The sequence below is a fragment of the Enterococcus sp. 3C7_DIV0644 genome, from assembly GCF_002141235.1.
GTDB lineage: Bacteria > Bacillota > Bacilli > Lactobacillales > Enterococcaceae > Enterococcus_D > Enterococcus_D entomosocium.
The window spans coordinates 2829724-2845061 of record NZ_NGLK01000001.1 but is presented as its reverse complement, the minus strand read 5'-3'; the positions used below and the strand labels follow the sequence as shown (position 1 = coordinate 2845061).

8 protein-coding genes are annotated in these 15338 nt (G+C 44.9%); 5 read left to right on the top strand and 3 right to left on the bottom strand.

All coding sequences use genetic code 11. From position 1 onward, the window contains the following. Window positions 1–181 precede the first annotated feature (181 nt). The 5 genes from vanC to vanS all read left to right on the top strand — a co-directional run bounded on the left by vanC (window position 182) and on the right by vanS (window position 5815). Window positions 182–1234 carry a D-alanine--D-serine ligase VanC gene (vanC, locus tag A5877_RS13310; RefSeq protein ID WP_016613831.1) on the top strand — a complete coding sequence of 351 codons (1053 nt, stop codon included), beginning with the start codon at window positions 182–184 and terminating at the stop codon, window positions 1232–1234. Further along, on the top strand, window positions 1231–1803 hold the full coding sequence (gene vanXY / locus A5877_RS13305) for a D,D-carboxypeptidase/D,D-dipeptidase VanXY (protein ID WP_008377360.1): 573 nt from the start codon (window positions 1231–1233) through the stop codon (window positions 1801–1803). The genes vanC and vanXY overlap by 4 nt, the downstream gene beginning before the upstream one ends. Then, entirely contained in the window at window positions 1800–3902 is a 2103-nt protein-coding gene (gene vanT / locus A5877_RS13300; RefSeq protein ID WP_008377356.1) for a membrane-bound serine racemase VanT, read from the top strand. The genes vanXY and vanT overlap by 4 nt, the downstream gene beginning before the upstream one ends. Window positions 3903–3999: 97 nt before the next feature. Continuing rightward, a complete protein-coding gene (gene vanR-C, locus A5877_RS13295; protein WP_034872470.1) occupies window positions 4000–4695 on the top strand; it encodes a vancomycin resistance response regulator transcription factor VanR-C in 696 nt (231 codons plus the stop codon). After that, window positions 4685–5815 carry a vancomycin resistance histidine kinase VanS gene (vanS, locus tag A5877_RS13290; protein ID WP_034872467.1) on the top strand — a complete coding sequence of 377 codons (1131 nt, stop codon included), beginning with the start codon at window positions 4685–4687 and terminating at the stop codon, window positions 5813–5815. The genes vanR-C and vanS overlap by 11 nt, the downstream gene beginning before the upstream one ends. Window positions 5816–5898: 83 nt before the next feature. On the opposite strand, the gene A5877_RS13285 is transcribed toward vanS, so the two are convergent. The 3 genes from A5877_RS13285 to ileS form a co-directional block, all read right to left on the bottom strand. Then, window positions 5899–7338 (bottom strand): glutamate synthase subunit beta, encoded by a 1440-nt coding sequence (locus A5877_RS13285; RefSeq protein WP_086316965.1) that lies wholly within the window; start codon window positions 7336–7338, stop codon window positions 5899–5901. Between the two features lies 1 nt (window position 7339). Next, window positions 7340–11845, bottom strand: a complete 4506-nt coding sequence (gene gltB, locus A5877_RS13280) for a glutamate synthase large subunit (RefSeq protein ID WP_086316964.1) — start codon at window positions 11843–11845, stop codon at window positions 7340–7342. 364 nt (window positions 11846–12209) lie between these two features. Next, window positions 12210–15005, bottom strand: a complete 2796-nt coding sequence (ileS, locus tag A5877_RS13275) for an isoleucine--tRNA ligase (RefSeq protein ID WP_016613827.1) — start codon at window positions 15003–15005, stop codon at window positions 12210–12212. Window positions 15006–15338: the final 333 nt, after the last annotated feature.

Sequence of the window (15338 nt, the reverse complement as noted above, 5' to 3'; positions counted from 1 at the left end):
TTCAAATTCTGTTTCCTTTCTTGCGTAAAAAGAGCGACAGCTGTCGCCTTCCTTTTGTCATAAATTCGTCACAATTTCATCACAAAAAGAAAAGAAAGATACCAGTAAGCCCGTAAATTTCTTTTTTCTTTCCTTGATAGACTGAATGTAGCAAGAATCGAAAAGTGGAAGGAAGAAAAATATGAAAAAAATCGCCATTATTTTTGGAGGCAATTCATCGGAATACACCGTTTCTTTAGCCTCAGCAACTAGCGCAATCGAAGCACTCCAATCATCTCCCTATGATTACGACCTCTCTTTGATCGGGATCGCCCCAGATGCTATGGATTGGTATTTGTACACAGGAGAACTGGAAAACATCCGACAAGACACGTGGCTGTTGGATACGAAACATAAACAGAAAATCCAGCCGCTTTTTGAAGGAAACGGCTTTTGGCTAAGTGAAGAGCAACAAACGTTGGTACCTGATGTTTTATTTCCCATTATGCATGGCAAATACGGGGAAGATGGCAGTATCCAAGGATTGTTTGAATTGATGAAACTACCTTATGTAGGCTGCGGTGTGGCGGCCTCCGCATTATGTATGAACAAATGGTTATTGCATCAAGCAGCAGAAGCGATTGGCGTACAAAGCGCTCCTACGATTCTCTTGACAAATCAAGACAACCAGCAAAGACAAATCGAAGCCTTTATCCAGACCCATGACTTTCCGGTTTTCTTTAAGCCTAATGAAGCTGGCTCCTCAAAAGGGATCACAAAAGTGACTTGTGTCGAAGAAATTGCTCCTGCCTTGAAGGAAGCCTTCGCTTATTGTTCAGCAGTGCTCTTACAAAAAAATATAGCTGGCGTTGAGATTGGTTGCGGTATCTTAGGCAACGACTCTTTGACTGTCGGTGCTTGTGACGCTATTTCATTAGTAGAAGGCTTTTTCGATTTTGAAGAAAAGTACCAGTTGATTAGCGCCAAGATCACCGTTCCTGCACCATTGCCTGAAACGATTGAAACCAAGGTCAAAGAACAAGCTCAGCTGCTCTATCACAGTCTTGGTCTTAAAGGACTTGCTCGCATCGACTTTTTTGTCACGGATCAAGGAGAACTATACTTGAATGAAATCAATACTATGCCGGGCTTTACTAGTCACTCCCGCTATCCTGCCATGATGGCAGCAATCGGCTTATCCTATCAAGAACTACTACAAAAACTGCTTGTCTTAGCAAAGGAGGAAGGCAAATGAATCCCTATCTACAGTTAGTTAGCAAAGAGTTTCCATTAGAAAAAAACCAAGAGCCGCCCCACCTCGTCCTTGCTGCTTTTAGTGAAGAAGAAGTTTACTTGCAGCCTGAAGCAGCCAAACAATGGGAACGCCTCGTCAAAGCCTTAAAACTTGAAAACGAGATCTGCTTATTAGACGGCTATCGAACCGAAAAGCAGCAACGGCATTTATGGGAATATTCCTTAAAAGAAAATGGATTAGCCTATACGAAACAATTTGTGGCGTTGCCCGGCTGCAGCGAGCATCAGTTAGGCTTAGCGATCGATGTTGGTTTAAAAGGCCAGCAAGGTGATTTGATCTGCCCACGGTTTCGTGACAGCGCAGCGGCGGATTTATTTACACAGGAAATGATGAACTACGGATTTATTTTACGCTATCCCGCAGACAAACAGGAGATTACAGGGATTGGCTATGAACCATGGCATTTTCGTTATGTCGGTCTGCCTCATAGTCAAATCATCGCCAGTCAACAGTGGACATTGGAAGAATACTATCAATATCTTGAACAAACCGCGAGGCAGTTCGCATGAAGAAGAATCAAGGAATTGAGCAGTTTCGGGTGATTTTAGCGATGATGGTGGTGGCGATCCACTGTCTGCCCCTTCATCGATTGTGGCCCAATGGTGATATCCTGATCACATTGACTCTTTTCAGAATCGCCGTCCCCTTCTTTTTTATGATCAGCGGGTATTATGTGTTCAGTGATTTAGCCACCCAAAACAGCTATCCTGCCAGACAACGTATCTGGTTATTTATCAAAAAACAGCTGCAAGTCTATCTCATTGCCACACTGCTCTTTTTGCCGCTTGCTTGGTACAGCGGCATACTAGGATTGAACATGCCACTAGACACTTTTATTCAAACTTTGCTAGTCAACGGCATTCTTTACCATCTTTGGTATTTTCCTGCGATCATTACCGGCGGTCTACTAGTGATGGGCCTCTTGACACGGCTTTCTTTCAAGCAGGTGTTTTTCATTGCTGTCGGTTTGTATGTGGTTGGTTTAGGTGGGGACAGTTGGTCTGGCCTGGCTGCACAAACACCCATCACGCCACTCTATTCACTGATTTTCCAACTATTGGATGGAACTCGCAACGGCATTTTTTTTGCTCCCTTATTTTTGATCTTAGGGGTACTAGCCAGAAGATTTGCCAAAAAACCTGCTTCTCCCCATCGCTATAGTTATCTGATGATTAGTCTTATTTGCTTGCTTTTGGAAAGTTATCTCTTGCATCACTTTACTACACCTAAACATGACAGCATGTATGTCTTTTTGCCCTTCGTTCTCTTGTTTTTATTTCCGATCATTCAGCAATGGCAAGCACCCATGATCTGGAAACAAGCGGGTCGTCTGTCCCTTTGGCTCTATTTGCTCCATCCTTATACCATTGCAGTAACCCATTTTCTTAGTCAAAAGCTACCCTTGCTGCAAAACAATCTGATCAATTTCTTGGTGGTCTTAGGACTGACCATTGGGGTGGTGCATGGTCTCTTTGCTTTGCAAAAGCTGTTGCCGTTTCCGAAAAAAACGCCGCTCCACTTGCAGCGGGCAGCCAAAGAATTCTCAGCCCCCGCCCTGTTGCACAACTTGCAGGAAATCAAACGAGTGATTCCATCCACAACAAAAGTGATGGCGGTGGTTAAAGCAGATGCCTATGGTTGCGATGCGCAATTGGTCGCTCGTACCTTGGAAAGAGTAGGCGTCGATTTTTTTGCTGTTGCCACCATAGAAGAAGCCATCGAATTACGGCGAGCTGGCATTAAAAGTCGCTTACTGATTTTAGGGTACACTTCTGCCCAACGTGCCAAAGAGCTGAAACATTATTCCTTGATTCCAACCATCGTTAGTGAGGCCCATGGGCATGCTTTAGCCCAAACAAGCATTCCGATCGAATGCCATTTAGCGGTAGATACTGGTATGCACCGCTTAGGCGTTGCACCTGATGTTGAGACAGTTACTGGACTTTACGCCTTGCCATCTCTCAAGATCACGGGCATTTTTTCCCATCTAGGCTCTTCAGATCAGCTGGATACGGCAAGTATCTTGCGGACACAAGCCCAAATCACTTGTTTTGATGATCTGTTGGCTGGCTTATCCGCTAAAAATATCGCCTATGGACTGACACATCTGCAAAGCAGCTACGGAATATTGAATTACCCAGAGAAACACTATGATTATGTACGTCCAGGTATTCTTCTAACTGGTTCATTGAGCGTCCCGAACGAACCAACGAAGCAGAAGATAAACATACAGCCGATTTTGACACTCAAAGCCTTACTGGTAGACAAAAAAACAGTTGCCGCTGGTGAAGCGATCGGCTATGGATTAGGCACTGTTTTTGATCGACCAGCCACGATCGGGATCGTTAGCATCGGCTACTGCGACGGGGTTCCACGTGCCCTATCAAACCAAGGGTTCCAGCTTTCTTATCAAGGTGCTTTACTCCCGCAGATTGGGTTGGTTTGTATGGATATGCTCTTGATCGATTTAACGGACTATCCAGAACTGGCGGTCGAAAGTTCGCTCGAAGTAATCAGCGATTGGACGACTACCGCTGATCAAGCACAAACCATTACCAATGAATTGATCAGCCGCCTAGGTTCCCGCATCACCTCTAGTTCAAAGTAGAAAACGAATGCATTCGCTTACCGATTACGGTATGATGGGTGTAGAGTAAATGGTAGTGTAAATGAAAATGATCGTAGATAGTTGGAGTGAATCAAGGATGGCAGAAAAAATAATTGTTGTTGATGATGAAAAAGAAATCGCCGAGTTAGTCACGACGTTTCTAAGGAATGAAGGCTTTCAAGTGGAACCTTTTTATGATGGAACGAGTGCTTTGGCTTATCTCGAAAAAGAAACAGTCGATGTGGCAGTTTTAGATGTGATGCTGCCGGATATCGACGGCTTTCAGCTGTTACAGACCATTCGCAAAACCCACTTTTTTCCAGTACTGATGCTCACTGCCAAAGGAGAAGATCTGGATAAAATTACCGGTCTAAGTCTAGGTGCAGATGATTATGTGACTAAACCCTTCAATCCATTAGAAGTTGTTGCTCGGGTCAAAACGCAACTACGGCGATACCAACGATACAATCAGTCAGCTGTTCCGCAGAAGATTGAAGAATACGAAAAGGAAGGCTTACTGTTGAAAATCAACAGTCACCAATGTTTTCTTTATGGCAAAGAGGTTTTCTTGACCCCCATCGAATTTAAAATCCTGCTTTACTTATTTGAACACCAAGGATCGGTCGTTGCCTCGGAAACTCTTTTTGAAGCAGTCTGGAAAGAAAAATATTTAGATAACAATAACACAGTGATGGCACATATTGCCCGTCTGCGGGAAAAGCTAAACGAACAACCCCGCAAACCGAAATTAATCAAAACTGTATGGGGGGTCGGCTATATCATTGAAAAATAGAAGTCCATTGATCCGGAAACTTTTGACTCAATACTTTATCACCACAGGTGTTTTAATGCTCCTTTTGATTCTGATCCCTTTAACTGTTCGCTTTGTAGCAGGATTGAGGGTTTGGTACGGCTATGAGCCCATTTATCAAATATTAAGGCTTTTTGCTGATTATTGGCTCGTCTGTCTAGCGATCGGTGCCTTGCTGATTTGGGTGAGCACAACGATTTATTATATGAGTAAAGCCATCAGCTATTTGAATGAAACGATTCAAGCCACGAATCAATTGATTGCTGAACCTACGAAGCGAATCGTTCTTTCCAGCAATCTGATCGACGTGCAAGAAGAAATGAACCAGTTGCGGGAAAAAAATCTACAGGATCAACGAGCTGCCAAAGAAGCAGAGCAGCGGAAAAATGATTTGATCGTCTATCTCGCACATGATTTACGCACACCTTTGACCAGTGTGATCGGCTATTTGACACTTCTAGAAGAAGAACCGCAGCTTTCTTCCGAACTACGCGCACGCTATACCAAGATCGCCTTGCAAAAAGCCCAGCGGCTAGAATTATTGATCAGCGAATTTTTCGAAATCACTCGTTTTAATCTTACAACGATCGCCTTACAGACCGAAACCACGGATCTTAGCTTGATGCTAGAACAGTTGACGTTCGAATTTTTACCGCTGCTAGAAGAAAAGAACCTTCATTGGCAACTGCAGCTACAGAAAAAAGTCTATGCGACTGTCGATACAGAGAAGATGGAACGCGTCTTTGATAACTTGATTCGCAATGCCATCAATTATAGTTATGCCGATTCCCCCTTGCATTTAGCCATCAGTGCCTCTGATGATATCCTGATTCGTTTGACCAATCATGGAAAAACGATCCCTGCTGAAAAGATTGGCTTGATTTTTGAGCCTTTTTACCGCATGGACGCTTCCCGAGCAACGGCGACGGGTGGGACCGGTCTGGGGCTGCCGATCGCCAAAGAAATCGTTGAGGCATTAGGTGGAAAAATCTGGGCGGAAAGCCGTGACGAAACCATCGTCTTTTCGATTCGTTTACCAAAGGCAGCAATGGAAAAAAATGAACAGCGATCAAAGCCCCATCCATCTGAACCAACTGCTTAACAGGCAAACAACCTGAGCATTTCGCTGTTCCCCTTCTAATTCAGAAGGAGGAAGAGCTGCTCAGGTTGTTTTTTATTGATTGCTTATTGATACACCAATGATCGTAACGCTTGATCGACTTTTTCTGCCGCTAAGCGTCCTTCACGAATCCCCCAGATGACTAAACTCGGTCCTCTTTTAGCATCTCCTGCGACTAACACTCGTTCATTGTTCGTCGTGTAATCATCGTACACTTCTCGCACACCAAAGGCATCGAAGAGTTGGGTCTCTGCACCAACAAAGCCCATTGCCAACAAAACCAAATCCGCCTTGATCACTTGCTCTGTGCCAGGGATCGGCTGAAACTGTTGATCTACTGAGACCGTTTCGATGGCGATCAACTGGCCGCGTTCGGCGCCGATAAAGGCTGTTGTGGACACCCCATGATACGTCACTTGTGTTTGCAGGACTTCAGCCGCTTCTTCTTGCCCATAGCCTGTGCGGGCTGTCATTGGGTATTCAGGCCAGGGATTGCTGTCGGTACGTGTCAATGGCAGTTGGGGCGTGATCTCCAATTGACGCACAGAAGCGGCTCCTTGCCGAATCGCTGAACCAATACAGTCATTTCCAGTGTCGCCGCCGCCAATCACGACGACGTGCTTGCCAGCAAGTTTTTTACTTGTTGCCGCTTTGCCATGCTTTAAGACATCTTTGGTTGCTTCCGTCAGATAATCGACTGCAAATTGCACCCCAGTCAATTCACGACCTGGAATCTTCAAGTCACGAGGAACACTAGCTCCTGTTGCCAAAATGACCCGATCATACTGAGCGGACAATTCTTCTGCTGACAAGTCACGACCGATCTCCGTATTAGCGACAAAGGTCACGCCTAGCTCTGCCATCAAGTCAATACGTCGCTGCACAACATCTTTATCTAATTTCATATTTGGAATACCATACATCAGTAAACCGCCAAAGCGATCACTGCGTTCATAGACCGTCACTTGATGTCCTAGTTGATTCAAGCGCCAAGCAGCAGATAAACCAGCCGGTCCGCTACCAACGATTGCCACCTTGAAACCAGTCGCTTCTTGAGGCAACCCGGAGGCTTTGACCCAATCGTTTTCAAAAGCAGTATCGATAATAAAGCGTTCATTGTCGTGGATCGTGACACCTGAGCCATTCAGTGCCTCGGTACAGCCTTTTTCACATGGAGCTGGACAAACACGTCCAGTCATTTCCGGTAATGGATTGGTTTTGGCAAGACGCTCAAAGGCGGCTTGGAAACGCCCTTGATAAACCAGATCATTCCATTCAGGAATCAGGTTGTCATTGGGACAACCTGAAACCGCCCCTTGCCCGCCGTAAAAAGAACCAGTATGACAAAAAGGAATGCCACAATTCATACAGCGCGCCGCTTGCTCTTGACGCTCATTTTCAGGCAATGGCGTCTGTAATTCTTGCCAGTCTTGGATACGTTCTGAAACCGGTCGGGTAGGATTTTCTACTCTTGGGTACTTTAAAAAACCAAATGGATCTGCCATATTAGTCGCGCTCCTTTCCTGGAATAGTCAATTGTGGACCGACGACGGCTTCGAAAGCTTTCGTCACAAGTTCCTCCCCGATAAATCCTTGCTCAGCCAAAGTCTCCGTTGCTTGGATCATCTGATGGTACTCTGTCGGATAGACTTTGATGAAATGTTGCTGCTGATTTTCCCAATCTTCTAAAATCTCAGCCGCCTTCAATGAATCCGTATAGGCAAAATGCTGCTGGATCATCTCCTTCAACTGGTGGTCATCACCGCTTTCACCAATCCGGTACAAATCAACCATTTCCCGATTGCATTTATCAGCAAAGGTTTGATCGGGATCGTAAACATACGCCACGCCACCGGACATTCCAGCACCGAAGTTGCGACCGGTTTTTCCTAAAATCACCACGACGCCGCCAGTCATGTACTCACAGCCATGGTCCCCAACACCTTCTACAACGACTTTGGCTCCACTATTACGGACGCAAAAGCGTTCGCCAGCAATGCCGCGGAAATAGCCTTCACCCCGATTCGCCCCAAAACAAGCAACGTTACCGACAATCGGTGAATGCTCTGCGTCATAAGCGGCATCATCAGGCGGCACAATGATCAAACGGGCACCACTCAGTCCTTTGGCTACATAATCGTTGGCCTCGCCAATCAGTTTCAACTGGATGCCCTGGGTGGCAAACGCCCCAAAACTTTGTCCAGCAATGCCGCGGTACGTAAACTGCAACAAACCTGGCGTTACTTCGTAATTGCCAAAGCGTTCTGCGATCCAGCCCCCTAAACGAGCGCCGACTGAACGTTGAACATTATTGATCGTATGATTCATAACGATTTCTTGATTATTGTCGATAGCTGCTTGGGCAAAAGCGTCTAACTCTGGCCACTGTCGTTTCTCAAGGAATGGGTCCGTCACTTTGCGCTCGATTGGGATCGTCGTCCCAATCATTCTAGAAAAGTCTAACGACTTTGCTTTGCCTTTGGCAACGAAGCGTGGTGTCAACACTTCCGCGTGTCCTACCATCTCATCAATCGTGCGAAACCCTAGCTCGGCCATTGTTTCCCGTAAATCTTCTGCTAAAAAGTACATCGTATTGATGATGTGCTCAGGTTTCCCTGCGAAAAATTTGCGCAACGCTGGGTTCTGTGTAGCAATGCCGACAGGACATGTATTGATACTGCAAACTCGCATCATGACACAACCAATCGCAACTAGCGCTAAAGAGGCAAAGCTATATTCTTCTGCTCCTAAAAGAGCAGCAATGGCGATGTCACGCCCCGTCATCAATTTTCCATCTGTCTCTAAGGTCATTCGCTGCCGCAAATGATTCATAGCTAACGTTTGATGGGCTTCTGCAAGCCCCATCTCCCAAGGCAAGCCAGCATCCCGAATCGAATTTCTCGGAGAAGCACCGGTCCCACCGTCATAGCCTGAGATCACGACTACGTCTGCACCGGCTTTGACGACACCGGTAGCGATCGTACCCACACCTGTACTAGAAACCAATTTGACATTGATGCGGGCATACGGGTTGATTGCCTTTAAGTCATAGATCAGCTGGGCTAGATCTTCAATCGAATAAATGTCGTGATGTGGTGGCGGCGAAATCAGTCGGACACCAGGTGTTGAGCCACGAATCTCCGCTACCCATGGGAAGACTTTGTTGCCTGGCAATTGACCACCTTCACCAGGTTTTGCCCCTTGGGCCATTTTGATTTGGAGTTCGTCCGCACTCATTAAATATTCGGCATTGACACCAAAACGGCCAGAAGCTACTTGTTTGATACGACTGTTATAGTTAATGCCCTTCACTGGTTTGAAACGATTCCGATTTTCTCCACCTTCTCCACTGTTGGATTTTGCACCGATCGCATTCATCCCTTCAGCAATACAGCGATGCGCCTCTTCACTTAGAGAGCCGTAAGACATCGCGCCGACTTTAAACCGTTTGACGATCGTTTCAACAGGTTCCACCTCAGCTAAAGGAATACTGCGTCTCGTGTTCCCAAAAGTCCACATAGAACGGAGGGTCGTTGGATTCTCTAACGCGTCTTGGTTCATCTCCGCCGCATATTCTTTATAAAGCGCATAGCTGCCTGTACGAACAGCTTTTTGAAACCCATAGATCGTTTTTGGATTGAACAGATGATGTTCCCCGTCGGCTTTGTATTGGAAACTACCGCCCGAATCAAGATAATCCACGCGTTTCTCGCCATACGCCGCTTCATAACGCATTAAGTATTCTTGCTCGATTTGCGCTAATGAAAGTCCACCGATACGAGTAACCGTGCCGGTAAAGTATTCGGAGATGACTTTCTCAGAGATACCAACAGCTTCAAACAATTGCGCCCCATGGTAACCGGCGATCGTTGAAATCCCCATTCGTGACATGATTTTGACAATGCCCTTTTCACATGCTTTACGGTAACTTTCGATCTTCTCTGAAAGCTCAAAATGCGCCAATGTCTGGTAAGCCCCATAAGGGTGGACCCCACTTACTCCGTAGCCGACTACCATGGCATAATGATGGACCTCACAGACTTCCGCAGTATCCGCAACGATTGATGCCAAGGAACGTTTGCCTTTTCGCACCAAGTAATTGTGCAGACCTGATACCGCCAAGAGAATCGGAATCGCCACTTTTCCTTCTTGCGCTTGGATGACTTCCCGATCACTTAAAATGACGATCGTTGCCCCAGAATCGATTTTTTGCTCCGTCTCTTTAAAAAGCGCTTCTAACGCTTGTTGCAAAGCTGCCCCGTTTTCTGGTACATAATCATAAAGAATCGACTGTAAAGCCGCTTTTTGACCATTTTGATCTAACTGTTTGATTTTTTCATATTCACTCGTTTTTAACACCGGACTAGCAATCTTCAGCTTATTACAATTGATTCGAATGTCCTTTGAAACATCCCCATCTCGACCTAAAAACAGCTCGGTACCGATCACCAATTTTTCGCGAATCGCATCGATTGGCGGATTGGTCACTTGGGCGAATTGTTGCTTGAAGTACGTAAACAAGGATTGGGGACGTTCGCTCAAAATAGCTAAGGGTGAATCAAACCCCATGGAGATCACTGGTTCTTCTCCCGTTTGAGCCATTGGTAAAATCAACGTGCGAATGATCTCATCCGTGTAACCATTTCGTTTCCAAAGGGTCTGGATCGCATCATCTGCTGTTTCCTCCTGCTTCTCAGTCTCAGAAAGCAGCTCTGGTATCAATAAGTGATCCGCTAGCCACTCCTGGTAAGGATGGGCATTCGCATAATGAGCTTTGATTTCTTGATTGCGTAAGATCACTCCTTTTTTGGTATCCACCAAAAACATATTTGCTGGTCCAAGCACCCCTTTTTCAATCACTTCCGATGCTGGCAAATCGACAACACCTGACTCAGAGGCCACGACCACAAAACCAGTTTTCGTGATCGAGTAGCGAGATGGCCGTAACCCATTTCGATCGAGTGCAGCCCCTACCAAATCCCCATCTGTAAAACATAAAGCTGCCGGTCCATCCCAAGGAGCCATAAAGCTTGCGTTGTACTCATTAAAAGCCGTCAGCTCCGGCGACAATCCAGCTTCTTTTGACCACGCTTCTGGCACCATCATCAACAGTGCTTGAGGAATATCTCGCCCTTGACGGTACAAATATTCCATACAATTTTCTAGTTTCGCCGAATCAGAATTTTCATCATCATAGACTTCGATCTGATGTCCATGCATCCAATTTTCTGCCCCGCGTAACGTGTTGATTTCGCCATTATGGGCTAAGAAACGAAAAGGTTGCGCCCGACTCCAGCTTGGAAAGGTATTTGTCGAAAAACGAGAATGGGTCAATGCGATACAAGAGGTCATTTCTGGGCTTTGAAGATCTTTGAAAAATAAGCCAACTTGATAGGCATGCAGCATTCCTTTATAAACAACTGTCTTACTGGACAAGCTGCAGATAGACAACTCATCAGTATGATACGTTTTTTCCAGTTTACGTCGTAGCCGGTAAAGCTGATCTTCAAAGGGACGGCCAGCAGCTACATCGACAGGTTTTTCAATAAAGACTTGCACAAATGAGGGCATGACTTTTTGCGCCCCCGGTCCACACTGATAATAATCATAAGGCACATCCCGTTGCCATAAAACGGTAAAACCCATTTGTTGAATGTCTTTAGTTACTTCTTCTTGGACCTGTGCTGCTCGGAGCTTTTCTTTCGGTAAAAAAAACATCCCAACAGCATAGGCACCTTTTTCAGGCAATGGGATTTCGGCCTCTTTTGCTCGCTGTTGAAAAAATGGGTCAGGCATTGCCATCAAAATTCCAGCTCCGTCACCTGTGTCAGGTTCAGCGCCAGTTCCCCCTCGGTGGTTCATCCGTTCTAACATTGTTAAGGCATTTTGCACAAGTTCTCGGGAATAGCGACCATCTTTTTGTGCAATAAACCCCATCCCACAAGCATCTTTTTCAAAAGCGGCATCGTACATCGTTTGGTTCGTTTTCCTCATCATCTCTAAATCACTCATGGAATCACACTTTCTTTCAATATTCTGAATATTCCGATTTTTAACAGTTTACAACCTGTTTTTCTATCTGGCAAGTTTTTTTTACTTGATCCGAGCTCGTTGGTTTCTTCTGTTGACAGTGAAATACTCCATCTCGAACAAACAATTGCCTACAGACCTTAAGGAAGAAACTTCGTCTAGTAAGGTTTTTTTATTATACAATAAACTGTCGAAAAATTATTGCAAACAAATGAGAATCGTTATCAATTGCCACCTATTTTCTCATATTCATGTCAGAAACGTGCGTTTTTCTCCCATTCTCAAGGAATAAGAATGAGCAAGCGCAAAAAAGATGACCCGCAATGGGTCATCTTTTTTCGTTCTATTATTTTTCAAAGCCTTCTGCAACTGCTTCGGGATAGTTTTCTTTGACGATGGTTGCACAATGCCCACAAAGTGTTGGCAGTTGCTCTTCTACACCAACATCTACCCGGACTTGGCGACAACGTTCACATACTTCCCCTTCGGCTTTTTCAACTAAGATCGCCACATCCTCAAATTGATATGCCGCTTCAGGAGCTGCTTCACCGACTTCTTTGATCGTTAAGAAGTCTGGTGAAATGATCAGCAGTTGTGCAATATCTGAATCGATAGCTTTTAGCAATGCCGCAACTGGCTCAGTTGGATAAACAGTGACTTTCGCTTCAAAGGACTTTCCGATCAATTTTGCATTACGCGCTTCTTCTAATGCTTTTAAGACATTGTCACGGAAATCAAGGAAGGCCCGCCAAAGATCGAGCAGTTCTTCTTGGTTAGCAAATGTATCATAGCCAGGGAACTCCGCTAACTGTACGTATTCCTCTTCTTCTTTCAAGTGTGACCAGATTTCTTCTGCGGTATGCGGAATGATCGGTGTCAATAATTTCGTCAATGCAACCGCTGTTTGATAAAAGACAGTTTGCATAGCACGGCGTTGGAAATCATTTTCAGCTTCGATATAAACGACATCTTTTGCAAAATCCAAATAGAAGGAAGACATATCGACTGTCAAGAAGTTGATGACTGTCCGGTAAATATGCAAGAAGTTATATTTTTCATAGCCATCTTCCCGAATCGTTTTGATCGTTTGATTCAAACGAACCATCATGTATTTATCGACAGAACGCAAGTTTTCAAAAGGTACGCTGTCTTTTGCTGGATCAAAATCACTCGTGTTCGCTAATAAGAAACGCATGGTATTGCGAATCTTCCGATAGACTTCTGACACTTGATTCAAGATATCCATAGACACTCGGACATCCGCTTCGTAGTCAACACTGCTGACCCAAAGACGCAAAATATCCGCACCCATTTGATTGATCACTTTTTCTGGTGCAATGGTATTACCAAGAGATTTACTCATCTTGCGACCTTCGCCATCTAAGGTGAAGCCTTGAGACAAGACGGCTTTATATGGTGCGACTTCATTGATCGCAACACTAGTCGTGATACTTGAGTTGAACCACCCACGATATTGGTCAGAACCTTCCAAGTACATGTCAGCTGGGAACGTCAATTCTGGACGTTGACGTAACACGGCTTCGTGAGAAGAACCTGAATCAAACCAAACATCCATGATGTCAGTCTCTTTCGAGAATTTGCCATTTGGTGAGCCCGGATGCGTGAAGCCAGCTGGCAGTAATTCTTCTGCTTCTTTTTCAAACCAAATCGTTGAACCATGTTCAGCAAACAAGTTTGCCACATGCTCGATCGTTTCAGGCGTAATGATGGCTTCGCCGTTTTCTGCATAAAAGATTGGCAACGGAACGCCCCACGCACGTTGACGAGAGATCACCCAGTCGCCGCGGTCGCGAATCATATTGTATAAACGAGTTTTGCCCCATGGAATGATCCAATCTACTTTTTCGATTTCATCCAAAATATTTTGGCGGAACTTATCAATAGACGCAAACCATTGTGGTGTTGCCCGATAGATGACTGGTTTTTTCGTCCGCCAATCATGTGGATAGCTGTGAGTAAAGAAGTTTAGTTTTAGTAGGGCTCCTTTTTCTTCTAAAAGCTCAGTGATCATTGGATTGGCTTTGTCATAAAAGACCCCTTCAAATCCTGGTGCTTCTTCTGTGAAGACCCCACGGCTATCGACTGGTGATAAGACATCTAGACCATATTTTTTGCTGACGATGTAGTCATCTTCCCCATGTCCTGGTGCAGTGTGGACCAAACCAGTACCGGCATCCAATGTCACATGGTCCCCTAACATCAATAGAGACGTACGATCATAAAAAGGATGTTTTGCCGTCATTTTTTCCAATTGATCGCCAGCCAATTCTTGTAATACTTCGACAGATTCCCAACCGATCTCATTCGTCACGGTTTCTAATAAATCTTTTGCTACGACGAATTTGCGGCCATCGGCCAAGATTTGAACATAGGCAAAGGTTGGATTCACAGAGATTCCTAGATTCGCTGGTAAGGTCCATGGCGTCGTCGTCCAGATAACAAAAGATGTATCTGAATCAAGCAAATCTTTGCCATCTGCTACTGGGAAAGCCACATAGATCGATGGTGATTTCACATCTTTGTATTCGATCTCAGCTTCTGCTAATGATGATTCACTAGATGGTGACCAGTAAATTGGTTTCAATCCTTTGTAGATGTAGCCTTTTTCTGCCATTTTTCCGAACACGCGGATTTCTGCTGCTTCATAGTCTGGTGTCAATGTGATATATGGATGATCCCAGTCACCAGAAACGCCTAAACGTTTGAAATCAGCTCTTTGTGTATCCACTTGTGTCAAAGCATATTCTTCACATTTTTTGCGATATTCTGCCAAGCTCATTTCTTTGCGCTTGATCCCTTTATTGGTCAGTACTTGTTCGATCGGTAAACCATGAGTATCCCAACCAGGTACATAAGGGGAACGGAAACCTGACATCGATTTGGAACGTACGATGATGTCTTTACTGATTTTGTTTAATGAATGTCCGATATGGATATTTCCATTTGCGTAGGGAGGGCCATCGTGTAAGACAAAGGTTGGCTTGCCTTCATTTAATTCTTGACGACGTTGATACAATTGATTTTCTTCCCATTCTTTTTGCCAATCCACTTCGCGGTTCGGCAAGTTGCCTCGCATTGGAAAAGCGGTTTTTCCAAGATGCAGTGTTTCTTTCATTTTCATTCTTGTTTCGCTCCTTTTCGTCTCTCAACGTTTTGGTATAGTTTCAAAATCCATCGACTCGATCAACCGATTGCTTCTATTGAACCTGTCAAATGGACTGGTTGCCATAAACTCAATGCATTTAGGATTCACTGATTGTTAACAGTTGATCAGCGTGATTCCTAATTTGGTTACTACGCTCCCTACGGTCGCCTAGTACTGTTCATCATCTATTCTGTCTTCCTTCGTAAGCCAATCATAGTGATTCCTAGTACGGTTACTACGCTCCCTATGGTCGCCTAGTACTGTTCATCATCTATTCTGTCTTGCTTCGCAAGCCAATCATAGTGATTC